The sequence below is a fragment of the Halomonas sp. SSL-5 genome, assembly GCF_030708455.1.
Classification (GTDB): Bacteria; Pseudomonadota; Gammaproteobacteria; order Pseudomonadales; family Halomonadaceae; genus Halomonas.
The window spans coordinates 80,963-104,877 of the sequence record NZ_JAUYWF010000003.1; the positions used below are offsets into that span (position 1 = coordinate 80,963).

18 protein-coding genes are annotated in these 23,915 nt (G+C 68.1%); 7 read left to right on the forward strand and 11 right to left on the reverse strand.

The window, feature by feature from the left end; all coding sequences use genetic code 11:
• Positions 1–136 precede the first annotated feature (136 nt).
• The 5 genes from dctP to RAN53_RS04045 all read left to right on the forward strand — a co-directional run bounded on the left by dctP (position 137) and on the right by RAN53_RS04045 (position 6,945).
• Positions 137–1,297, forward strand: coding sequence for a TRAP transporter substrate-binding protein DctP (gene dctP / locus RAN53_RS04025; protein WP_305795529.1), 1,161 nt, complete (start codon positions 137–139; stop codon positions 1,295–1,297).
• Between the two features lie 144 nt (positions 1,298–1,441).
• The gene (locus tag RAN53_RS04030; protein ID WP_305795530.1) at positions 1,442–3,640 is read left to right on the forward strand and encodes a TRAP transporter large permease subunit; all 2,199 of its coding nucleotides are present in this window, start codon (positions 1,442–1,444) and stop codon (positions 3,638–3,640) included.
• Between the two features lie 131 nt (positions 3,641–3,771).
• Positions 3,772–4,158, forward strand: coding sequence for a DUF4168 domain-containing protein (locus tag RAN53_RS04035; RefSeq protein ID WP_305795531.1), 387 nt, complete (start codon positions 3,772–3,774; stop codon positions 4,156–4,158).
• Between the two features lie 155 nt (positions 4,159–4,313).
• Positions 4,314–6,227, forward strand: a complete 1,914-nt coding sequence (locus RAN53_RS04040) for a DUF294 nucleotidyltransferase-like domain-containing protein (protein ID WP_305795532.1) — start codon at positions 4,314–4,316, stop codon at positions 6,225–6,227.
• A gap of 1 nt (position 6,228) precedes the next feature.
• A complete protein-coding gene (locus RAN53_RS04045; protein WP_305795533.1) occupies positions 6,229–6,945 on the forward strand; it encodes a 3'-5' exonuclease in 717 nt (238 codons plus the stop codon).
• 117 nt (positions 6,946–7,062) lie between these two features.
• Here the strand turns inward: RAN53_RS04045 and RAN53_RS04050 are convergent, their stop codons facing one another.
• The 8 genes from RAN53_RS04050 to RAN53_RS04085 form a co-directional block, all read right to left on the reverse strand.
• Positions 7,063–8,736, reverse strand: coding sequence for a BCCT family transporter (locus RAN53_RS04050; protein WP_305795534.1), 1,674 nt, complete (start codon positions 8,734–8,736; stop codon positions 7,063–7,065).
• 49 nt (positions 8,737–8,785) lie between these two features.
• Positions 8,786–9,214, reverse strand: a complete 429-nt coding sequence (locus RAN53_RS04055) for a universal stress protein (RefSeq protein ID WP_305795535.1) — start codon at positions 9,212–9,214, stop codon at positions 8,786–8,788.
• Positions 9,215–9,499: 285 nt separating this feature from the next.
• Positions 9,500–10,378: a glycine betaine ABC transporter substrate-binding protein gene (locus RAN53_RS04060; RefSeq protein WP_305795536.1), complete on the reverse strand. Its 879-nt coding sequence runs from the start codon at positions 10,376–10,378 to the stop codon at positions 9,500–9,502.
• A gap of 68 nt (positions 10,379–10,446) precedes the next feature.
• The gene (locus tag RAN53_RS04065) at positions 10,447–11,280 is read right to left on the reverse strand and encodes an ABC transporter permease (RefSeq protein ID WP_305795756.1); all 834 of its coding nucleotides are present in this window, start codon (positions 11,278–11,280) and stop codon (positions 10,447–10,449) included.
• Positions 11,281–11,285: 5 nt separating this feature from the next.
• Entirely contained in the window at positions 11,286–12,533 is a 1,248-nt protein-coding gene (locus tag RAN53_RS04070) for a quaternary amine ABC transporter ATP-binding protein (protein ID WP_305795537.1), read from the reverse strand.
• A 217-nt stretch (positions 12,534–12,750) separates the two neighbouring features.
• The gene (locus RAN53_RS04075) at positions 12,751–13,935 is read right to left on the reverse strand and encodes a PQQ-dependent sugar dehydrogenase (RefSeq protein WP_305795538.1); all 1,185 of its coding nucleotides are present in this window, start codon (positions 13,933–13,935) and stop codon (positions 12,751–12,753) included.
• A 79-nt stretch (positions 13,936–14,014) separates the two neighbouring features.
• Positions 14,015–14,890, reverse strand: coding sequence for an AEC family transporter (locus RAN53_RS04080; RefSeq protein WP_305795539.1), 876 nt, complete (start codon positions 14,888–14,890; stop codon positions 14,015–14,017).
• A gap of 134 nt (positions 14,891–15,024) precedes the next feature.
• Positions 15,025–17,169 (reverse strand): TonB-dependent receptor domain-containing protein, encoded by a 2,145-nt coding sequence (locus tag RAN53_RS04085; protein WP_305795540.1) that lies wholly within the window; start codon positions 17,167–17,169, stop codon positions 15,025–15,027.
• Between the two features lie 200 nt (positions 17,170–17,369).
• Here RAN53_RS04085 and RAN53_RS04090 point away from each other — a divergent pair, with 200 nt between their 5' ends.
• Entirely contained in the window at positions 17,370–19,205 is a 1,836-nt protein-coding gene (locus RAN53_RS04090; RefSeq protein ID WP_305795541.1) for an ABC transporter ATP-binding protein, read from the forward strand.
• Positions 19,198–20,154 (forward strand): arsenic resistance protein, encoded by a 957-nt coding sequence (locus tag RAN53_RS04095; protein WP_305795542.1) that lies wholly within the window; start codon positions 19,198–19,200, stop codon positions 20,152–20,154. The genes RAN53_RS04090 and RAN53_RS04095 overlap by 8 nt, the downstream gene beginning before the upstream one ends.
• A gap of 81 nt (positions 20,155–20,235) precedes the next feature.
• Here the strand turns inward: RAN53_RS04095 and fhuB are convergent, their stop codons facing one another.
• Genes fhuB through RAN53_RS04110 form a run of 3 tightly spaced genes read right to left on the reverse strand, consistent with a single transcriptional unit; the run spans position 20,236 to position 23,846 of the window.
• Complete coding sequence (gene fhuB, locus RAN53_RS04100) at positions 20,236–22,212, reverse strand: Fe(3+)-hydroxamate ABC transporter permease FhuB (protein WP_305795543.1); 1,977 nt, start codon at positions 22,210–22,212, stop codon at positions 20,236–20,238.
• Positions 22,202–23,083, reverse strand: a complete 882-nt coding sequence (locus RAN53_RS04105; RefSeq protein WP_414842955.1) for an ABC transporter substrate-binding protein — start codon at positions 23,081–23,083, stop codon at positions 22,202–22,204. Before RAN53_RS04105 ends, fhuB begins: the two co-directional genes overlap by 11 nt.
• The gene (locus RAN53_RS04110) at positions 23,076–23,846 is read right to left on the reverse strand and encodes an ABC transporter ATP-binding protein (protein ID WP_305795544.1); all 771 of its coding nucleotides are present in this window, start codon (positions 23,844–23,846) and stop codon (positions 23,076–23,078) included. Before RAN53_RS04110 ends, RAN53_RS04105 begins: the two co-directional genes overlap by 8 nt.
• Between the last annotated feature and the right edge of the window lie 69 nt (positions 23,847–23,915).

Below are 23,915 nucleotides of genomic sequence, written 5' to 3' on the forward strand. Positions count from 1 at the left end.
GCTCGATGGAGTCGAGCACCCAGCCGTTTCAGGCCGCATAGCTGCCCGAGGACGGCTAACCGACCCAGGGAAGACAACAACAAGATCCGGTCGCCATCCCGAGGGGAGCCGACCACCGCCATCTGGAGTTCATGTCATGCAAGACGACAAGCAGCCGTCACGCATCATCACGTCCCCCGGCGACGAGTCCCCCGCTCGTCGCGAGCCCGCCCGCCGCCGCTTCCTCAAGGCCGCCGCGGTCGGTTCCGCCGCCGCCGTGGCGGCGCCCTGGATCGGCAACGTCCAGGCCCAGGAGGGCATCCGCATCCGCATGCAGTCCTCGTGGCAGCCGGGCACCGTGGGTTACCGCACCTTCGAGGCCTGGGCCAAGGGCGTCGTCGAGGCGACCAGCGGCGAGGTGAGCATCGAGCCTTTTCCCGCCGGCGCCGTGGCCGGGGCCTTCGAGGTGGCCGACGCCGTGCGCAACGGCGTGCTCGACGGCCAGAACTGGTTCACCGTCTACTGGCCCGGCAAGATGCCGGCCGGTGTCTTCCTCACCGCCTTCCCCATGGGCCTCTCGCTGCCCCACCAGTGGGACATGATGTTCGGTGCCTACGGCGGCTTCGATATCGCCAAGGACCTCTACCGCAAGCAGGGCCAGGAGCTGCTGGGCTATGTCCACCACGACCTCAACCTGATCCACTCCAAGGTGCCGCTGCGCAGCTTCGATGACTTCGATGGCGTCAAGATCCGCATGCCGGGCGGCATCGTCGCCGAGACCTTCGCCGCCATGGGCGCGCGTACCACCCTGCTGCCGGGCTCCGAGGTCTATCCGGCGCTGGAGAAGGGCACCATCGATGCCGCCGACTTCACCGGTGCCGCGGTCAACTACGAGCTGGGCTTCTGGCAGGTGGCCGACTACATCATCATGGGCCCGCCCTCCACGCCCTGCCTGCACCAGTCCGTCGACCTCATGGATATCGCCGTCAACCGTCGCGTCTACGAGCGCATGTCCTCCCAGACCCAGGACCTGATGCACGACCTGGTGGCTGGCTACTCCCGCGAGCACTATGCGGCGATCCAGAAGGCCAACGCCGAGGCCTGGCCCAAGTATCGCGAGAAGGGCGTCGAGATCATCCACCTCTCCGAGGAGGACGCCACTCGCTTCCGCGAGGTCGCCATCCCGCTGTGGTTCAAGTGGGCCAACAAGGACGCGGATGCCGCGCGGCTCTTCAAGGCGCACCTCGACACCATGATGGATCCCGCGGTGGCGCTGATCACGCCGGAAGACATCAAGGACTACGAACTCAACGCCTGACCCGCCTGCTCGACCCTACCGGGTGTTGTGTGCCGCTGGCCGCAGCACCCGGTTTGCCTAGGGCATAACTCTCAATCCCGCATCCCGTCGGCTCGCTGATCCGTCGCCATCGCCGGGAGGTGATGGCATCGCGGAGGAGTTTCCATGAATTTCGAGATCAACTTCATTCTGCCCCACTGGCTCTACTGGTCGGTGCTGATTTTCCTGCCTCTGGCCGTCATGTTCTTCGTCGATCGCAGCTTCCGGCGCGGCGGCAGCATCGACGGCGGCGAGATCGCCGAGGTACCCGCCGGCGAGGAGGTCGAGGTCGGCTTCCAGCCCCCCGGCAACCTGTTCACCCTGGTCATCGACCGCGTGTCCGGCTTCTTCGGCCGCTACGTGGCCTACTGGTCGCTGGTCGCGCCCTTCGTGTTCGCCTACGAAGTGCTGATGCGCTACGCCTTCAACTCGCCGACCAACTGGGCCCACGAGTCGATGACCCTGATGTTCGGCATGCAGTACCTGATGGCCGGTGCCTTCGCCCTGCGCGAGGGCGGCCATGTGCGCGTCGACATCCTCTACCAGCGTGCCCGGCCGCTGACCCGGGCGGCCCTGGATCTGCTGACCTCGGTGTTCTTCTTCATCTTCACCCTGGCCCTGCTGGTGACCGGTTGGAAGTTCTTCTCCCAGTCGGTGAGCGACAGCCTGTTCTTCGGCTCGAGCTACGCCAACGAGGTCTCCTTCACCGAATGGGCGGTGCAATACTACCCGGTGAAGTTCATGCTGTTCTTCGGCGCGCTGCTGCTGCTGTTGCAAGGCATCGCCCAGCTGATCCGCGATGTCCAGGCGTTCCGCCACCATCGTGCACGGGAAGCGCGGGGACATGGCTTCCCCAACCTGCTGGTGGCCCTCGGCGTGGTGCTGGCGGCGTGGACCCTGTTCGAGATGGTCAATATCGCCGTTACCGACTACGAGAGCCTGGCGGGCAGTCTCGAGAACATCCTGAGCGGGGTGGGTATCGGCGGCCTGACCCTGGTGATGTTCGGCACCCTGATGGTGGTGCTGGTGGCGGGCCTGCCGCTGGCCTTCGTCACCGGCGGCCTGGGCGTGGCCTTCCTCTACCTGGTGGGCGACCAAAACATGCTCAACCTGATGCCGTCGCGCATCTTCCCGATGATGACCAACTACCAGCTCTCGGCCATCCCGCTGTTCATCTTCATGGCCTCGGTGCTGGAGAAGGCTGGGATCATCGAGGAGCTGTTCGACGTCGTCTACAAGTGGATGGGCGGCCTCAAGGCGGGCCTGGCCATTGCCACCGTCATCGCCTCCACGCTGCTGGCCGCCATGGTCGGCGTGATCGGCGCCGCGGTGGTGACCATGGGCCTGATCGCCCTGCCGGCGATGCTCAAGCGCCACTACGACCCGGAGATCGCCATCGGCTCGATCATGGCCGGCGGCACCCTGGGCATCCTGATTCCGCCCTCGATCCTGGCCATCATCTACGGCGTCATCGCCCAGCAGTCGGTGGGCGAGCTCTACCTCGGGTCGCTGCTGCCCGGCCTGCTGCTGGCCTTCATGTACGGCTTCTACTGCTGGCTGCGCGGCACCCTGAACGTCAAGGTGGCGCCGCCGATGCCGGTCGAGGACCGCGTCGACATGAAGGAGAAGCTGCGCCTGCTGCGCAACATGCTGGCGCCCATCGTGCTGGTGGTGCTGGTGCTGGGCATCATCTTCACCGGCATCGCCACGCCGGTGGAGGCGGCCGGCATCGGCACCTTCGGCGCCCTGGTGGTGGCCGCGATGCACAGGCGCCTGACCTGGCCCAACCTGCATGCCGCCTGCATGACCACCCTGGTCGCCTCGGCGATGGTGATGTGGATCATCTTCGGTGCCAGCATCTTCGTCGGCTTCTACATCCTGCAGGGTGGCCAGACCTTCGTGCAGGAGCTGATCTCCGGCGCGGGCCTCGGCCCCTATGCGGTGCTGGCGCTGATGATGGTGCTGTTGGTGGCGCTGGGCATGTTCCTGGACTGGGTGGGCATCCTGCTGCTGGCGGTGCCGATCTTCGTGCCGCTGATCAAGGGGCTCACCTTCGATGGCGTGTTCGGCCTGCCCGGGGTGGATCCCTCGGATGTCTCGCTGTGGTTCGGCGTCATCTACCTGGTCAACATGCAGATGTCCTTCCTTAGCCCGCCGTTCGGCTACGCGCTCTTCTATATCAAGGGGGTGTGCCCGCCGCATATCACCATGGCGCAGATCTTCCGCTCCTCCTTCCCCTTCCTGGGGATCCAGGCGCTGGGGCTGCTGCTGGTCATCCTGTTCCCGGCGCTGGTCACCTGGCTGCCCAACCTGGCCTACGGCTAAGGGCATTCGCGGCAGGGAAGAGGGCGCCTACGGGCGCCCTCGTTACATTCCAACACAAAACGAACTGAACTCCCCCGGGCGCGGGTCGTCACAGGGGGGCACACACACAATGCAAATCCCTGGAGGTATCCATGAAACGCATGACTGCCCTGTTCTCCGCCGCCCTGCTCAGCGTAGGCCTGATGTCGGCCACCGCACACGCCCAGGAGGACTCCGCAGCCAATGCGGCCGAGCAGCCCCAGGCCGCCGCCCCGGCCCAGGACTTCTCTGATGCCCAGCTCCAGCAGTTCGCCGATGCCTCCAAGGAGATCGCCGTGCTGTCCCAGGAGTACACCGAGCGCCTGCAGGGTGCCGAGGGCGAGGAGGCTCAGCAGGAGGTGCGCCTGGAGGCCAACGAGGAGATGGTCAAGGTGGTCGAGGACAGCGGTCTCGACGTGGATACCTTCAACGCCATCGGCCAGGCCATCCAGCAGGATCCCGAGCTGATGCAGCGTGTCCAGGAGATGGCCCAGTCGTAAGCCGCTTCTGACCCGTCGCCGACTCCCATCGGCATTCGCGGCCACCCTCCGGGGTGGCCGTTCTCGTATGAGCATGGCGGCTGCAAGAACGCGCTTTACAGGGCCCCGGCAAGCTTCCAGACTTGGCGCAAATGACCGGTGACGGGAGAGCACGCATGGAAGTGGAATGGCTGGAGATTCGCCAGCATATGGGGCGCTTCCCGCCCTTCGATGCCCTCTCCGACGAGCGGCTCGACGAGATCGCCGGCCAGGTGGAAGTGGCCTACTATCGCGCCGAGAGCGATATCTACGTGGCCGACCAGGAGATCGATGCCCTCGGCTATGTGCGCAGCGGCGCGGTGGAGGTGAGGCGCCGCAATGGAGAGCTCTACGATCGTCGCGGTGAGGGCGAGATCTTCGGCCACTTCAGCCTGCTGCGTAACCACAAGGTGCGCTTCCCCATCCGCACCCTGGAAGACTCGCTGATCTACTTCATCCCCGACGCCATCTTCCAGCGCCTGTGTGAAGAGGATGAGCACTTCGCCGCCTTCGTCGAGGTGGAACGCCCGCGTCTCGAGAGCGCGGCGGAGCTGCAGCAACAGCAGAACGACATGATGATCACTCGGGTGCGCAAGCTGCTCACCCGCTACCCGCTGATGCTGGAGGCGCGCACCACGCTGCAGGCGGCGGCCGGCCAGATCACCGACTCCGGCGCCTCGGCGGTGCTGGTGCTGGATGCGCCGGGCGACAACCCCCGCTACACCTTCCGCGACAGCGAGGAGAATGCCTGGCAGGTCGTTGGCATCCTCACCGACAGCGACTTCCGCCGCACGGTGGCCCAGGGGCGTCCCCCCGAGACCCCCATCGGCGAGGTGGTGGGCGATCGCCTGGTGGCGATCCAGTCCGACGAGTCGGTGCACGAGGCGATGCTCACCATGCTGCGCAATAACATCCACCACCTGCCGGTGATGCATCGCCGCAGCCCGGTGGGCATCGTCCACCTCTCCGATATCATCCGCTACGAGACCCACTCCAGCCTCTACCTGGTCAGCAACATCTTCAGCCAGTCCTCGGCCGAGGGGCTGGCCAAGCTGGCGCCGGACGTGCGCGCCGCCTTCGTGCGCATGGTCGAGGATGGTGCCGACTCGCGCATGATCGGCAGCGCGCTCTCCACCATCGGGCGCAGCTTCACGCGCCGGCTGCTGGAACTGGCCGAGGAGGAGCTGGGGCCGCCGCCGGTGGCCTACTGCTTCATGGCCATGGGCTCCATGGCGCGCAACGAGCAGACCCTGATCACCGACCAGGACAACGCCCTGGTGCTCTCGGACGACTTCGACCCCGAGCGCCACGACGCCTACTTCAAGGCACTGGCCACGCGGGTCTGCGACGGCCTGGATGCCTGCGGCTATAGCTACTGCACGGGCGATATCATGGCCACCAACCCCCGCTGGCGGCAGCCGCTGGCGGTGTGGAAGGGCTATTTCGAGGAGTGGATCCGTGATCCCACGCCGGAGCGCCTGCTGCACAGCTCGATCTTCTTCGACCTGGACGCGGTGTTCGGCGAGAATCGCTACGTAGAACAGCTCCAGGACCTGATCGCGACCCAGGCCCCCCAGAGTCGGCTGTTCCTGGCCGCCATGGCCCGCAATGCGCTCAATCGCACCCCGCCGCTGGGCTTCTTCCGCACCTTCGTGATGGAGAAGGACGGCAAGCAGAACAACTCCATCAACCTCAAGCGACGCGGCACCGCGCCACTCACCGACCTGATCCGCGTGCATGCCCTGGCCTGTGGCTCCCGGGCCCAGAACAGCTTCGCGCGGCTCGACGATATCGACCACACCCAGCTACTGGCCCAGGGCGTCAGCGCCAAGCTGCGCCATGCGCTGGAGTTCCTGACCATGGCACGGATCCACCACCAGGTGATCGATATCCAGCACGAGCGGGCGCCGGACAACAATATCGAGCCGGAGAACATCAGCGACAGCGAGCGCCACACCCTGAAGGACGCCTTCCAGGTGCTGAGCAACGCCCAGAAGTTCCTCAAGTTCCGCTATCCGCTGCCACTCGCCGCCCAGCGGCGGAGGCGCTAGGGTGGTGAGACGTACGCACCAGGCACCACCGGGTTGGCCGGCGTACCTGGTCGACCGTGCCGGTCGGGTTGGGCATGCGCTGCTGGCGGACTACTTCGCCGCCGGCTGCCCGGCCGCCGACACGCCCATCGGCGAGGCGCCGCTGGTGGCCCTGGACATCGAGACCACCGGCCTCGACCCGCGTCGCCACGCCATCGTCAGCATCGGCGTGGTGCCCTTCAGCCTGTCGCGCATTCCGCTGCGCGAGGCGCGTTACTGGGTGCTCAAGCCCTACCGTGAACTCACCGCCACCTCGGTGACGTTTCACCACATCACCCATGACGAGGTGGCGAACGCCCCGGACCTGGCCGAGGTGCTGCCCGAGGTGCTGGGAGTGCTCAAGGGGCGCCTGGCGGTGGTGCATTATCGCCATATCGAGCGCGGCTTCATCGACGCGGCCGTCCAGACTCGGCTGGGGGAGGAGCTGCTGTTCCCGGTGATCGACACCATGTCGCTGGAAGCGCGGCTGCATCGCCAGTCGCCGTGGGCGCGCCTGCGGCGCTGGCTGGGGCGTCCGCCGGTGTCCATTCGCCTCAATGCCAGCCGTGAGCGCTATGGCCTGCCACCCTACCAGGGCCATCACGCCCTGATCGATGCCCTGGCCACCGCCGAGTTGCTGCAGGCTCAGGTGGCCAGCCGCTTCTCCGCCGAGACTCCGGTGAGTGAGCTATGGAGCTGAGCACCGCCACTCCTGGGCTGAAACATAACGCAACGAGGCGGCCCGAAGGCCGCCTCGTTGCGTCTTGACGGCGGCTCGTCGCGAGCCGCCGTCTATCAGCCAGTCACTTGGGGCCGGTCACTTGGCCTTGGGTTCGCTCATCAGTCCCTTGACGATGGCGTAGCAGCCCACCAGCAGCACAATGGTGAAGGGCAGGCCGGTAGTCAGCGCCGCCGTCTGCAGCGCGGCGAGGCCACCCCCCAGTAGCAGTGCGATGGCCAGTGCGCCCTCGATCAGTGCCCAGAAGATGCGCTGCGGCTTGGGTGCATCGACCTTGCCGCCGGCGGTGATGGAGTCGATCACCAGCGAACCGGAGTCCGAGGAGGTGACGAAGAACACGATCACCAGCACGATGCCGACGAAGGAGGTGATGGCGGTCAGCGGCAGGTACTCCAGCATGGTGAACAGCTGCAGCTCCAGGGCGGCGTCCTGCACCTCGGTGATGCCGGAGCTGACCACCTGGTCGATGGCGGTGGTACCGAAGGCGGTCATCCACACCACCGAGGCGAGCGTGGGCACCACCAGCACGGCGATCAGGAACTCGCGCACGGTGCGGCCACGGCTGACCCGGGCGATGAACATGCCGACGAAGGGTGACCAGGCAATCCACCAGGCCCAGTAGAAGGCCGTCCAGCCCTGGCTGAAGTTGGCATCTTCACGCCCGAAGGGCATCGAGAGCGCCGGCAGGTTCTTCACATAGCCAAGCAGGTTCTCGAGCACACCGGTGGCGATCATCAGGGTCGGGCCCACGGCGATCACGAACACCAGCAGCAGCAGGGCCAGGCCCATGTTGAGCTGTGACAGGCGCTGCACGCCCTTGTCGACGCCGAGCATGATCGAGCCCAGGGCGACGATGGTGATGCCCAGGATCAGCAGCACCAGGGTGGTGTTGCCGGCGGGGATGCCGAACAGGTAGTTGAGGCCACCCGCCGCCTGGGTCGCCCCCAGCCCCAGCGAGGTCGTCAGGCCGAACAGCGTGGCAAATACCGCCAGGATGTCGATCACATGCCCCGGCCAGCCCCAGATGCGCTCACCCAGGATCGGGTAGAAGATCGAGCGCATGGTCAGCGGCAGGCCCTTGTTGAAGGCGAAGATTGCCAGCGACAGGCCCACGATGGCGTAGGCGCCCCAGGGGTGCAGGCCCCAGTGGAAGATGGTCGCGGCCATACCCAGCGAGATGGCAGCTTGCTGGTCACCCTCGGCACCGCCCAGCGGCGCCCAGTCGGTGCGCAGGCCGTCCTCGCCCATGGTGATGCCGCCCATGGCGGTACCGTAATGGCCCAGCGGTTCCGACACACCGTAGAACATCAGGCCGATGCCCATGCCGGCGGCGAACAGCATCGCGAACCAGCCGGCGTAGCCGAAGTCCGGCGTGGCGTTGGCGCCGCCGATGCGCACCTTGCCCATGGGGGTGAAGATCAGCACCAGCGCGAGTATCACGAAGACGTTGGCACCGAGCAGGAACACCCAGCTCAGCTTGGTGGTCAGGAAGGTGAAGGTGGCATTGAAGATCGGTTCCATCTGATCCTGCAATGCCAGCGTCAGGATCACGAACAGCAGGATCACGATGGAGGAGAAGATGAAGACCTTGCCGTGCAGGTCCACATCGATCCCCATCGGTGAGGCGGTGATGTTGTCCTGGCCGATCACATAGTCCGTGTCGATCAGGTTAGCTGCCCCCTCCGGGGCCGGAATCCCCTCGGAGCCCTGCTGAGGCTCCTGGGGCTTGTCGTCGTTGGTCTGATTGGCCACGAGACGTCTCCCTTGCGGTTATCGATTTGTGCAGCTTGTGGCGAAGCGGCTAGTCGCCGGCACCCGGGCGCACCAGGAACACCGAGGCCGTGGTGTGCGTCGCCACCTTGCCTCCATGGGACGGCATGATCACGTCCAGATGCTTGGGCGGGTGAGTCGGCATCACCACCAAGTCGGCGCCCACCTTGTCGATGGCCTCGATCAGGTCGTCGTCGAGGTCGGCGATGGGGTCGGGGCTGACGATGGTGTGGGTGCTGACCGGCTGGCCATGCACCTCGGCGCGCTTCTGGGCGAAGGCCTCCAGCTTCTGGGTGAACTCCTCCGGCGTGCGGGCGACACTGCCCGGGGTGTTGGCGGTGATGCCCACATAGCAAACCTCGGCATCATAGTGCTTGGCCAGGTCGGCGACTGTCTCCAGGGCCGGCTCGATGACCCGTAGGTGGGCCAGGTCAACCGGTACCATGATCTTGCGATACATTGCGACATCTCCTGGGGTGGTGATCAGTGGTGGCGATCAGCGAGACGTACCCTGGTGCAGCACGCCTCTGGCGTCCTGATCAAGTAAGGGGGTACTGGCAAGCCTAGACGCTATCGGGCGACAGTATTTCAACGCACGCCAGCACTTGTACGTGAATTGTACACCATCGAGCGGGGGCTGCCGAATTCGTCTCGCGTCGTGGCACGCCGTGCGACGCACAACACGCAACGAGGGAGCCACTCGTGGCTCCCTCGTTGCGTGCGACCGGTGCCGCGAAAGGCCCGATCAGGAGGCGGCGTCGAGCCACTCCTGCACCTGCTCCGGGTTCTCCTCGACCCACTGCTTGGCGTTCTCGTAGGGGTCGCTGTCATCTTCCTGGTTCATGAGCATGACCTCGCCCATGTCCTCGGGAGTCCACTCGAAGGCATCCAGGATGGCATAGGCCTCCGGCATCTCCTCCTCGAGGCCCTGGCGCACGATGGTATGGATCTGTTCGGCGCCGCCGTAGACGTTCTTCGGGTCCTCGAGATACTTGAGGTCCCAGCGCGCGAACATCCAGTGCGGTGTCCAGCCGGTGACGACGATGTCCTGCTCGTTGTTGATGGCGCTCTGGAGCGCGGCGGTCATGGTGGCACCGCTGCCGCTCTGGATGTCCATCTCCTCGAGCTCGTAGGCATCGACGACTTCCTCGGTCAGCCCCATGATGCCGGCGCCCGGATCGATGCCGGTGATCTTGCCGTCGAAGGCATCGGCATTGGCGTCCAGCTCGGCAATGGAGTCGACCTCGGTATAGGCCGGAACCACCAGGCCGAGCTTGGTGCCGTCCAGGTTGGGACCGAGATCCACGACCTCATCCCCCACGCGCTCGAGGTAGTCGGCGTGGGTGGTGGGCAGCCAGGCGGCGACGATGCCGTCGGCATCGCCGCTGGCCACGGCCTGCCACATGGCGGCGGCGGAGAGCGAGGTCATCTCCACCTCATAACCGGCCTGCTCGAGCACGGCGCGCATCACGTTGGTGGAGGCAACTTCCGAGGACCATTCCACGTAGGCCAGATGCACGCTGCCCTTGTCCTGGGCCTGGGCGGCGCCGGCGGTGAGGGCGGCGCCGGTGGCGAGTGCCAGGCCGGCGAGACGGATGCGACGGTTCAGCGGGTGCTTCTTCATCGTGTACCCCTTCTCTGAGTGTTCAACATTCCACCATGAAGATCATGGAAGTGTTTTTCAAGGCTGGCTTACGACTTGCGCTGCTTGCGCAGCGACTGCGTCAGGCGGTCGAGCAGCATGGCCAGGATCACCACGGCGATGCCGGCCTCGAAGCCGTCGCCCGGACGCAGGCGCTGGATGGCGCGCCATACTTCGCTGCCCAGCCCGTCGGCGCCGATCATGGCGGCGATCACCACCATGGAGAGGGCCAGCATGATGGTCTGGTTGATGCCCGCCATCACCGTGGGCAGGGAGAGCGGCAGCTGCACCTTGAACAGCTTCTGGCGGCGGGTGGCGCCGTAGGCGTCGGCGGCCTCGATCAGCTCACCGGGCACCTGGCGGATGCCGAGGGTGGTGAAGCGGATCGCCGGCGGCATGGAGAAGATCACCGTGGCGAAGATCGCCGACACCGAGCCGATGCCGAAGAAGGGAATCGCCGGGATCAGGTAGACGAAGGCCGGCATGGTCTGCATGAAGTCGAGCACCGGCATGATCATGCGGTAGAGCCGCTCGGAGAGCGCCGCGGCGATGCCCACCGGGAGGGCGATCACCACCGCCACCAGGGTGGCGATCACCACCAGGGTGAGGGTCTCGATCATCGGCTCCCACAGGCCCAGGTTCCAGATCAGCGCCAGGCCCGCGGCGGCACCGATGCCGAGCCGCAGGTTCGCCACCCACCAGCAGAGGCCGACGATGATCGCCAGCAGGCCCCATTCGGGTAGCCACATCAGGGCGTCGTTGAGGCCGTCGATGCCGGTCTGGGTCACCCGGGAGATGGCGCGAGTGACGATGGAGTATTCGCTGGTCAGCCACTCGAGGCCGCCTTCGATCCAGTCGCCGAGGGGGATGCTGGGAATCTCGATAGCCATCATGCGCCTCCTGCCGCTGCGGTGTCGGTGTCGGTAACGGTCGCCTCGGGGTCGGCGGCCTGGGCCAGCTGGTCGAGCACGGCGCCCTTGACCACCACGCCGAGCAGCCGCTCGCTGTCATCGACCACGGCGATGGGGAAGCCCTTCTCGCTGAACATGGCGAAGAGGTTGTGCAGCGGCTCCTGGGGGCCCACCTTGCGGAAGTCCTGGGTCATGAACTCGCGGATGGTGTCGGCACCCTGCTTGGCCGCCCGCTCGGCGGCATCGACCTCCAGCAGCCCCTGCAGGGTCCGGTCGCGGCGGGTCACGTAGATGGAGTCGAGGTTGTTCTCACTCATCTTGCGCAGGGTGGTTCGCGGGCCGTCGTCCTCGCGGGCGATGGCCCGCACCTTGCGCATGGCGTGCTCGGCGGTGAGGATCTTGGACATGTCCACGCCTTCCACGAAGCGCTTCACATAGTCGTCGGCGGGGTGGGTCAGGATCTGCTCCGGGGTGCCGATCTGCACGATCTCGCCATCCTTGAGCAGGATGATGCGGTCGGCGATGTTGAGCGCCTCGTCGAGGTCGTGGGTGATGAACACCGTGGTCTTCTGCATGCGGCTCTGCAGCTCCTGCAGCTCCTGCTGCATGTCGCCGCGGATCAGCGGATCCAGCGCCGAGAAGGCCTCGTCCATCAGCAGCACGGTGGCGTCGTTGGCCAGCGCCCGGGCCAGGCCCACGCGCTGCTGCATGCCGCCAGAGAGCTGGTTGGGGTAGGAGTCCTCCCAGCCATCCAGGCCAACCTGCTTGAGCGCCTTGCGGGCGATCTCGGCGCGCTCGGCCTTGTCCACGCCGCGGATTTCCAGGCCGAACTCGGCGTTCTGCTGCACCGTGCGGTGGGGGAACAGCGCGAAGTTCTGGAACACCATCGAGAAGTGACGGCGGCGGCACTCGAGCAGCGCCTTGTCATCCAGCTTGGGGATGTCCTCGTCGTCGATGATGATCTCGCCCTCGGTGGGCTCGATCAGCCGGTTGAGGCAGCGGATCAGGGTCGACTTGCCGGAGCCGGAGAGCCCCATGATGACCAGCAGCTCGCCCTCGTAGACATCGAAATCGATGTGGGAGAGGCCCAGCGTCTGGCCGGTCTTGTCGTGGATCTCGGCGCGAGTGAGGCCCTGGTCACGCAGTTCGAGCCCCTTCTTCGGATGGCTGCCGAAGACCTTGCTCAGGTTGCGAACCCGAATCTTGACGTTTCGGTTCTCGTTCATAGGATTGCCTTCTTGTCAGCCCCTGGCGTAACGCGACAGGCACAGAATGCAGTGTGCCGGCGCCGCTCAGATTGGCATGCGGAAGCGTTGACGGTTGCGAAAGGCTCCCTACCCTACGGTTTTTTGAATGATCATTCAAATTAAAAGCCCGGCGTTAACGCCAGGCGAAACAGCAGCAGGGCAGGGGCGGGGAAGGTCAGGGGAGGGCCAGGCTACGCTAGGGAGCCACCGGCGTCAGCCGATAGAGCGCGCCATGGGCGGAGTCCTCGAGCAGGTAGAGGGCGCCGTCTCGGCCCTGGCGGACGTCGCGGATGCGGCCGATCTCGCCCTCGAGGATCACCTCCCGTTCGACCACGTCGTCGCCGTCCAGGGCCAGGCGAACCAGCCGCTCGCTGGCCAGGCCGCCGGCCAGCAGGTGGCCCTGCCAGGCGGGGAAGGTCTCCCCGGTGACCTCGGCCAGACCCGAGGGGGCGAAGCGTCCCGCGAAGACATGCACGGGGTCGCGCATGCCCGGGGCGCTGTCGCGGCCGATGGGCTGGTTGGTGGCGTAGTCGTTGCCGCGGCTGACCACCGGCCAGCCGTAGTTCTCGCCGGCCACCAGCCGGTTGAGCTCGTCGCCGGTGCGCGGGCCGTGCTCGGTGGACCAGGCGCTGCCATCCGTCGCCACGCTGAGCCCCTGGGGGTTGCGGTTGCCCAGGGTGTAGAGCTCGTCGAGCACCGCCGGGTCGTCCACGAAGGGGTTGTCTCCGGGCACGCCGCCACTGTCGGTCAGGCGCAGCACGCTGCCGGCATGGTCGCCACCGTCCTGGGCGCGGGACGGGTCGCGGCCGCGATCGCCGATGCTCATCAGCAGGGTGCCGTCGGGCAGCCAGGCCAGCCGCGAGCCGTAGTGGCGACCGGGGGCGGAGAAGCGGTCCTGCACGAACAGCGTCTCGACGTCTGTCAGGGTGTCGTCGGCCAGGCGGGCGCGGGAGAGGGTGGTGGCGCTGCCGCCGTTGCCGGGCTGGCTCCAGGTGAAGTAGAGCCAGTCGTGTTCGCCTTCACCGCCCTCGAATCGGGGATGCAGGGCGAGATCGAGCAGGCCACCCTGGCCCCTGGTGCTCACCTCGGGCACGCCGTCGAGGCGGGTGATGTCGCCCGCCCCATCGATGCGCGCCAGGCGTCCCGGGCGTTCGCTGACCAGCATGTCGCCACCGGGCAGGAAGGCCACCGACCAGGGGTGCTCGAGCCCCGTGGCGATGCGCTCCAGGCGCAGGGCGTTATGGTCGCTCTCCAGGCGCTCGATGAGGGTCTCGGCGGCCTGGGCTTGGTTATCCAGGGCAAGGCTGGCCGAAAGCAGCCCTCCCAGGCCCAGGACGCCGAGCAGCAGGACGCTGGTCACTCCAGGCAGCGTGGACGGCATGGTCGATCTCCTTGGTGGGACGTGTCGGGTACCTCCCCTCCAGCATAGATCGCCACGCGAGCATCGGCCGGAACTCGGGCTACATCAGCCAGGCCAGCAGCAGCGGCAAGTAGAGCAGCGAGAGCAGGGTCGAGCAGAACACCAGGCTGGCGACATACTCCGGCTCGCGCCGCGCCTTCTGAGCGAATAGATAGTTGAACACCGCCACCGGCATGCTCATCTGCAGCACCAGGATGCCCTGGGCCATGGCCGGCAGGCCGAGCAGGGCCCCGATGCTCCAGGCCAGGGCCGCCGCCACCGGAATGCGCAGCAGGCTGAAGCCGACGCCGGACGTGAGGCTCTTGACCTGGATGCTGGCCAGCGACACGCCCAGGGTGATCAGCATCAGCGGCACGGTGAAACCCGAGATCAGGTCGACGCTGTTGGCAAGCCACAGGGGCAGGGCGGTATCGGTGAGCAGCAGCGTAAGCGAGATGACAATGGCGTAGACCGTGGGGGTGCGCACCAGGGTGCGCAGCGGGTTGTCCCGGCTGGCCATCACCGAGCCCACGGTGAACTGGAACAGCGACACGGTGACCATCACCGTGATGCCATAGGCGAAGCCGGCACTGCCGAAGGCGTAGAGCACTACCGGCAGGCCCATGTTGCCGGTATTGGGATACATCATGGGGGCCAGCACCACCCGCCACTCCTTGCCCAGCAGGCGCGCCATCAGCGGGGTAGCCGCGGCCATGGCCATGATCACCAGGGCCGCGGCCAGCATGGTGCGGCCGACGTTGCCGGCCTCGATCTCGGCATTGGCCAGCGAGGCGATGATCAGCGCCGGGGTGCCGATATTGAAGACCAGCCGGGTGACGAACTCCACCGGATAGGGCTGACCCAGGCGGATCCAGAGATAGCCCAGGCCGGCGCCGGTGAGCACCGGGGCCATCACGGCGAAGAGTTCGGCGAGCATGCGGTCGTCCCTGAGCTGTGGGTAGGGCGGGTATTGTCCTGAATGGGGGCCATGAGGGGCAACTCTGAGCCGTCGTTGGCATGCAAAGGCCCCGACATCAGTCGGGGCCAGGGGCGTATGCCAGTGCCTGCGGCCTAGAACGTGTAACGGGCGGAGAGCCAGAGGCGGCGACCCTCTTCGCTGTTGGCGTAGACGTTACCGTATTCCGCACCGCCGTCGTAGGTGCGGTAGTCGACGAAGTCCTTGTCGAACAGGTTCTGGATGGTGGCGCTGACCGTAAAGGCGTTGGTGACCCGGTAGCTGCCGCCCAGGTGGAACAGGGCGTAGGACTCGAAATCGCCCAGGTCGTCGTAGGAGGCGGCACCACGCACTCGCTCACGGTCACGGTAGCGCTCGCTGCGGTACTCGCCGGAGAGCCAGGTGCCGAGCCGGTCGGTAGCCTGCCAGCGCAGGGTGGCGTTGACGGCGTGCTCCGGGGTGTCGGTCAGCGGCTCACCCTTCTGTGCGCCGCTCTTCTGCTCGCTGTCGGTCCAGGTGTAGTTGGCGCTCAGGTTGACGCGCTGCGAGAGCTGGATGCGGGTGGCGAGTTCGATGCCCTGGGTCTCGGCCTCATCGATATTGATGTCCTGGGCGTAGGTGCCGTCCGGGATACCCGGATCGCCGCTGACGATAATGTCCGGTCCGGCGGCGATCTTGTCGTCGAAGCGGTTGTGGAACAGCGTGGCGCTGGCCATGAAGCCCTCGCCGTCGTCGTACAGGGCGGCGAGCTCGCTGCTGGTGCTCTTTTCCGGCTGCAGGTCCGGGTTGCCGATGGTCAGGATGGTGCCCTGGCCGGTCACGCCGTTGACGCCGTCGTGCAGGTCATTGAGCGACGGCGTCTTGTAGCCGCGACTGATGCCGCCTTTCAGGGTCCAGTCGTCGCTGGCGCTCCACACCAGATAGCCGCGCGGGCTGAACTGGCTGCCGAAGGCGTCGTGGTGGTCGTAGCGGCCGCCCAGGGTCAGCGCCCAGTCCTCGGCCAGCCACCACTCGTCCTCGGCGAACAGCGCCCAGGTGGTCTGGGAGAACTCATCAGTGGCCAGCCCATCGGTGAGCTCGGAATCCATCCACTGGCCGCCGACCGTCGTCATATGATCGCCCAGTGGCATCACGAACTTGCTGTCGAGCACGCTGTTGGTGGTCTCGAGCTCGCGGGCATCGCCGCCCACGATGCCGGGGAAGCCGGCATAGGCTTGCCCGAGGGTGCCGGGGATGGTGCGCCCCACCGTCTCGGTGGTGTTATGCATCAGGCTGGATTCCCAGGTACCGGCGGCGAAGCGCCCGGTATGCCCGATGGCGACCTGGTCACGCTCGAAGCGCAGCTCGTCGCTGTAGCCATTGGCCACGCCCGGGTCGGGGTCGCAGCTACGGGTGCGCCCGTCCAGGGTGCCCAGCTGGCAGTCATCGTTATTGAAGCGTTGGCGGCTGGTCTCGCCGTCGAGCCACAGCTCGTGATCCTGATGCGGGGTGAGGGTGAGCTTGGCGCCCAGGCTGTAGATATCGCCCTCCACGGGGCTAGGCCCGCGCTGGCTGACCGGCACCTCGGTGCCATCCGCCTCGGTGTAGGTGAGGCGCGAGGTATCGCGCTCATGGAAGCGGCCGCGCACCTGCAGGCCCAGGGTCTCCTCGACCAGCGGACCGCTGGCATAGAGGCTGGTCTCGCGGCTGTCGCCGAATTCGTCGTGCTCGTTGAAGGTGCCTTCCGCCTGCACCGAGCCGCTCCACTCGTCGCCCACCTTGCGGGTGATGATATTGATCACCCCACCCATGGCATCGGAGCCGTAGAGGGTCGACATCGGCCCGCGGATGACTTCGATGCGCTCGATGGCCGAGACCGGTGGCATGAAGCTGGTGGAGGTCTCGCCGAAGCCGTTGGGCGTGACGCTGCCGGCGGTGTTCTGGCGGCGGCCATCGATCAGGATCAGGGTGTAGTCGCTGGGCATGCCGCGGATGCTGATGTTGCGCCCGCCGGTCTTGCCTACCTGGCCACCCACGTCGACCCCCTCCACGTCGCGCAGGGCGTCGGCGATGCTGGTGACCCGCCTCTCCTCCAGCTCCTCGCGGCTGATCACCGAGATGCTGGCCGGGGCCTCGGCCATCGCCTGCTCGAAGCCGGCGGCGGTGACCACGATGTTGTCCAGCCGTGTGCTCTCCTGGGCCAGTGCCAGGGTGGCAAGGGGAGAGGAGGCGGCGGCCAGCGCCACGGCGCTGGCCAGGGCCTTGGGTGCGATGCGGTTCATGTCGGTCCTTGAATGAGTTTGATTATCAAAAGCGCAAGGATTCTAGCCGACAATAAGGAGCGAATGATAGTATTTCTCATAAATTTGTTCGCCGCCTACCATTGAGGCGCCGGCCTGCCGCCTCGACCCTCGGGGCCGGGCGCGCTGGAGCGAGCCGGTGCGCGTCGCTATGCTGCCCGGGCCAACCACAAGGACACTCCATGAGCACTGCCACCTCGGCCACCTTGGCCTCACCCAACAGCTTCCAGGCGTTGGTGCGCCTGCTGCGCTACGCCCGCGGCTACCGGCGGCGCATCATCGCCGCCAGCGCCTGCTCGATCATCAACAAGCTGTTCGATATCGCCCCGGAGATCCTGATCGGCGTGGCCATCGACGTGGTGGTCAACCAGGAGGCGAGCTTCGTGGCGCGCCTGGGCTTCACCTCGGCCCAGGAGCAGATCCTGATGCTCGCCGTGCTGACCTTCTTCATCTGGGCCGGCGAATCGATCTTCGAGTACCTCTACAAGATCCTGTGGCGCAACCTCGCCCAGCGCCTCCAGGCCGACATGCGCCTGGACACCTACGAGCACGCCCAGCGCCTGGACATGGCCTACTTCGAGTCGAGGAGCTCGGGGCAGCTGGTGGCCACCATGAACGACGACGTCAACCAGCTGGAGCGCTTCCTCGATGGCGGCGCCAACTCGCTGATCCAGGTGGGGGTCACCGTGGTGGCGGTGGGGGCAGTGTTCTTCGTCATCTCGCCCTTGATCGCGCTGCTCGCCTTCACGCCCATTCCTCTGATTATCTGGGGCGCCTTCTACTTCCAGCGCAAGGCCGGCCCGCTCTATGCCGACGTGCGCGAGAAGGTGGGCGATCTGGCCAGCCGGCTCTCCAACAACCTGGCCGGCATCGCCACCATCAAGAGCTTCACCAGCGAGGCCCGGGAGGCGGCGCGGTTACGCGAGGTGAGCGAGGCCTACGTAGAGGCCAACCGCCGCGCCATCCAGGTGAGCTCCGCCTTTATCCCGGTGATCCGCATGGCGATCCTGGCCGGTTTCCTGGCCACCTTCACCGTGGGCGGCATGCTCGCCCTGCGCGGCGACCTCAACGTGGGCGCCTACGGGGTGCTGGTGTTCCTCACCCAGCGCCTGCTGTGGCCGCTGACCGGCCTGGCCGAGGTGATCGACCTCTTCGAGCGCGCCATGGCCAGCACCCGACGCATCCTCGACCTGCTGGCGGTGCCGATCACCGTGCGTGACAACCATGACGCGCCACTGGCCGAGCCGCTGCGGGGCGAGGTGAGCTTCGAGGGCGTCGGCTTCCGCTATGCGGCGAGCGACGTCGGTGTGGATGACGTCAGCCTGCATGTGCCCGCCGGCCACACCCTGGCCCTGGTGGGCGCCACCGGCTCCGGCAAGTCGACCCTGATCAAGCTGCTGCTGCGCTTCTACGACCCCGGCGCCGGGCGGGTGCTGATCGACGGCCAGCCCATCGGTGAGGTGAGCCTCGCCTCCCTGCGCGGCGCCATCGGCCTGGTCAGCCAGGACGTCTACCTGTTCGAGGGCAGCGTGCGTGACAATATCGCCTACGGGAAACCGGACGCCGCGGAGGACGCCATCGTCGAGGCGGCCAGGACCGCCGAGGCCTGGGAATTCATCCGGGCGTTGCCCCAGGGGCTCGACACCCCGGTGGGCGAGCGTGGTATTCGCCTCTCCGGTGGCCAGCGCCAGCGCCTCTCGTTGGCCCGGGCGCTGCTCAAGGACCCGGCCATCCTGGTGCTGGACGAGGCCACCAGCGCCGTGGACAACGAGACCGAGGCCGCCATCCAGCGCTCCCTGCGCCGCATCGGCCACGGCCGCACCGTGATCATGATCGCCCACCGCCTCTCCACCATCGTCCACGCCGACGAGATCGTGGTGATCGAGGGCGGGCGGGTCACCGAGCGTGGCACCCACCAGAGCCTGCTCGAGGCCGACGGGCGCTACGCCGCCCAGTGGCGGGTGCAGACCGGGGCGCTGTCGGCAGATGCCGTCGAGGGCCAGGCCACGGATGCGTGAGGCGCTGGAGCGCCACCAGGTGTGGTGCTACCTGGCGGCGATCCTGGTCGGGCTCGGCCTGGGGCTGACCCGCCCCGCGGCCGCCGCCAGCCTGGAAGGCGGCCTCTGGCCGCTGCTCGGCCTGCTGCTCTACGCCACCTTCACCCAGGTGCCACTCGGGCGGCTCGGCCTGGCGGCGCAGGACTGGCGCTTCGGCGCGGCCCTGTTGGCGGGCAACTTCCTGCTCCTGCCGCTGATCGTGGGCAGCCTGGTGGTGGCCCTGCCGCTGGCGCCTGCCGTAAAGCTCGGCGTGCTGCTGGTGCTGCTGGTGCCCTGCACCGACTGGTTTATCAGCTTCACCCATCTGGGCAAGGGGGATGCGGCCCGGGCCATCGCCGCCACACCCCTGCTGCTGCTGGTACAGCTGGTGGCCCTGCCGGCCTACCTCTGGCTCTTTCTGGGCACGGAGTGGGCCCGGGTCGCCATCGGCGGGCCGCTGCTCGCCGCCTTCGTCGGGCTGATCCTCGCCCCGCTGGCGGCGGCCTGGCTGACCGAGCGCCTGGCCAGACGCCATCCCGCCGTCCGCCGCCTGGTGGCGGGCCTGGGCTGGCTGCCCGTGCCGCTGCTCGCCGCGGTGCTGCTACTGGTAGCGGCGACTCAGGTTGCCGGCATGGAAGGGGTGAGCGGGGTGTTGCTGCAGGTGCTGCCGCTCTTCGTCGGCTACCTGGCGCTGGCGGCACTGCTGGGGCTGGCGCTGGGGCGGCTCTTCGGGCTTTCGCCGCCGGCGGCCAGGACCCTGACCTTCAGTCTCGGCACCCGTAACTCCTTTGTCGTGCTGCCCATCGCCCTGGCGCTGCCACAGGGCTGGCAGGCCGCGGTGGTGGTTGTCGTCTTCCAGTCGCTGGTGGAACTCTTCGGCATGCTGGCCTTCCTGCGCTTCGTGCCGGGCCGGCTGATTCCCGACCGTTAGGCCGGCGGTAGCGGCGGGGCTGGTCGCTGTGAAGGAGAGCGCCTTGCCGTCATGCCCGGCGTCGAGTGGCGAGTGTCGCGGTCACCGGCGCCGCAGGCCCCACATGAAGTAGGCGCCGCCCAGCAGCGAGGCCACCAGGCCGGCGGGGATCTCCGCGGGGAACAGCAGCTGGCGGCCCAGCCAGTCCGCCAGCACCATCAGCAGGGCGCCGATCAGCGCGGCCCCCAGCAGGTGGGCCCGGGCCCGGGAGAAGCCCGCCAGCCGGGCCATATGGGGGGCCAGCAGGCCGACGAAGGAGAGCGGGCCCACCACCAGGGTGGCGCAGGCGGTCAGCAGCGCGACCAGCAGCAGCAACGCCAGCCGGGCCCGCGCGACCCTGATTCCCAGGGCCGCGGACGTGGCCGCCCCCAGCGGCAGGATATCCAGCCAGCGGGCGAAGGGGCGTGCCGCCAGGGCCAGCGCCACGGCGAGGCCCGCCACCACTGTCGCGCTGACGGGATCGACGTAGTAGGTGGAGCCCGAGAGCCAGGCGATCACCTGCTGGCCGCGTGGGTCGCCGCCGGCCAGCACGATGGCGCGCACGGCGTCGAACAGCGCGGTGATCGCCACGCCGCTGAGCAGCAGCCGTTCGGGCATGAAGCCGCTGCGCCGGTTGAGCACGACCAGCACGGCGAGGCTTGCCAGCGCCCCCAGGGTGCCGGCGGCGACCAGGACCAGGTTGTCGGGGGCGGGCAGCAGGAAGAGCGCCGCGATCAGGGCGATGGCGCTGCCGCCGCTGATGCCGAGCACCTCGGGGCTGGCCATGGGATTGGCGGTGAGGCGCTGGATCAGGGTGCCGGCGACCGCCAGCATCACCCCGCTGGCCGCGGCGGCCAGCAGCCGCGGCCAGCGCCACTCAAGCACCGCCTCCTCAACAGTGGCGAACCAGCCGTCGGCCGCCTGGCCCACCAGCAGGGCGAGCAGCAGGGCGACGACAAGGCCCAGGGCCAGTCCCGCGGCCAGGCGTCCGGGGGCGGGGTGGCGCGGGGCCAGGGCCGTGGGGTTGGCGGGCGGGCGGCCGGCTTCCAGGCGCAGCCGGGGGATCAGCCACAGCAGCAGCGGCGCCCCCAGGGCGGCCGTGGTGGCCCCGGTGGGAAGCAGGGTGGGCAGGCTGCCGGCGAAGCGCTGCAGCAGCAGGTCGGTGGTGGCCAGCAGCAGGGCGCCGAGCAGCGTCGACCAGACCAGCCGCGCCCCCAGGCGGCGCGCCCCGGCCAGGCGCACGATATTGGGCGCCGCCAGGCCGATGAAGCCGATCACCCCCACCACGCTGACCACGCAGCCGGTGAGGAAGACCGCCAGCCCCAGCCCCGCCAGGCGCAGGTGCTTCAGCGAGACGCCGAGGCTCCTGGCGCTGGCGTCGTCGAGTTCGAGCACCGTCAACGGTCGCAGCAGCAGCCAGGCCGCCAGGGCGCCCAGCAGCAGCCGCGGGGCCAGGAAGGCGGCGTCATGCCAGCCGTTCTGGGAAAGCGACCCCGCGCCCCAGATCAGCAGCCCCTTGAGGGTCTCCTGGTGGAAGAGCAGCAGCACCATGCCCAGCGCCCCGGCGTAGAGGTTGACCACCAGGCCGGCGAGGACCACCACCGCGGGGGAGAGCCCGCGGCGCCAGGTCAGGGCGAAGACCAGCGCCATGGCACCGGCGCCGCCGGCCAGGGCCACCCATTCACGCCCGACCAGCAGCAGGCCGGGGGCGAGCAGGGTGGCGGCCATCAGCGCCAGGTTGGCGCCGCTGGCCACCCCCAGGGTGGTGGGGGCGGCCAGCGGATTGCGCAGCACCTGCTGCATCAGCACCCCGGCCAGGGCCAGCCCGCCGCCGGCCATCAGCGCCATGGCCAGGCGCGGCCACCAGCTGTAGTGGCGCACCAGCGCCTCGGCGCTTGCCGGCGTCACGGTGGTCAGCGCGCGCAGGCCATCGAACAGCCCCTCCTCGGCGAGCGATCCCAGCACCAGGGCCAGCAGCGCCAGGCCCGGCAGCAGGCAGACCAGGGCAGGGGCGTGGCGGCGAGCGGCCTCAGTCGTCATGGGGTGCCTCCTCCAGGGCGGCCACCAGGTGCTCGGCGAAGCGCTGCGCCGAGGGCAAGGCGCCGAAGCTCCATACCGGGGGCAGGGTGATCAGGGATTCGTTGCGCACGCTGGGCTGCTGCTGCCAGAGGCCGCTGTCGTCCAGAGCGGCCTCGACGCCCACCGGGTAGGGTTCGACCACTACCAGGCGGGCCTCCAGCCCCACCAGCTGCTCCAGGCCCACCAGCGAGAAGCCCCAGGCGTTGGTCTCGCCGCGCCAGGCGTTCTCCAGCCCCAGGCGGGCCAGCACGGCCTGGTAGAGGCCGCCCGCGCCGAACACCCGGACGTGGCGCTCGTCCATGAACTGCACCACCAGCAGCGGCGGCACCCGCGCGGGTAGCCGCTGCCGCTGGGCCGCGAGGCGCGTCTCCGTCTCGGCGATCAGCCGCTCGGCGGCCGCCTCCCGCGACGCCAGGCGACCGACCTTGCGGGTCAGCTCAAGCAGCTGGGGCCAGGTCTCGCGGCCCGGGGAGTAGAACGGCAGGGTCGTTACCGGGGCGATGCGCGACAGACGCGGCGCCAGGTTGGCGAACATCGGCGAGATCAGGATGCGCTCGGGTGCCAGGCTCGCCAGCAGCTCCAGGTTGGGCTGGCTGCGCAGGCCGAGATCGACGGTGGCAGCAGGCAGGCGCGGGGCGCCGACCCAGGCCTGGTAGGCGTCGACCTGAGCGACGCCGGCCGGCGTGGCGCCCAGTGCCACCAGGGTCTCGGCCAGGGTCCAGTCGAGGGTGGCGACGGCCGGCTGGGCCAGGGCGCGCGGCATCGGCACGAGTGCCAGGGCCAGCAGCACAGGCACGAGTCCGCGGAGCAGCCGGGCGGGCACGTCAGGCATGGACCAGGGCGACGGGATGCTGGCCGGTGGGATGCGCCATCACCCGCATGGGGATGCCGTAGATCGCCTCCAGGGTGGCCTCGTCCATCAGCTCGGCCGGGGTGCCCCGGGTCAGCACGCGCCCGCCATGCAGGGCGACCAGGTGGTCGCAGTAGCGCGCCGCCATGTTGACGTCGTGCAGCACGATCACCACGCCGAGCCCCAGCGTCTGACTGAGCCGGCGGATCAGCGCCAGCACCTCCACCTGGTGGGCGATGTCCAGCGCGGCGAGGGGCTCGTCGAGGAGCAGGAAATCGCTGCCCTGGGCCAGCAGCATGGCCAGCCAGACGCGCTGGCGTTCGCCGCCGGAGAGGGTGTCGACCAGGCGGTCGGCGAAGGCCTCGGTGTGGGTGGCGGCGATGGCGCGGTCGATGGCCGCCTCGTCCTCGCGGGTGTGCCGGCCCAGCAGGCCGCGCCAGGGGTAACGGCCCATGGCCACCAGCTCGCGGCCGAGCAGGTTCTCGGTAGCGGGCAGCTGCTGGGGCAGGTAGGCCACCCGGCGGGCGAACTCGCGCTGGCCCCAGCGGGAGAGGGGCCGGCCGGTGAAGTGCAGCTCGCCCTGGCTCACCGGCTGCTGGCGGGCCAGCAGCTTGAGCAGGGTCGACTTGCCCGAGCCATTATGACCGATCAGGCCATGCACCCGGCCGCCCTCGAGAGTGAGGTCGGTGGCGGCGAGCAGTGGCCGGTCGGCGATGGCGAAACCGGCTCCGCGCAGTTCGAACATGCAGGACGCTCCTTCGGCGGGCCCCGGGCGGGGCGGGCGATGGGCGCTACCTTACCCATGTTGAAAATG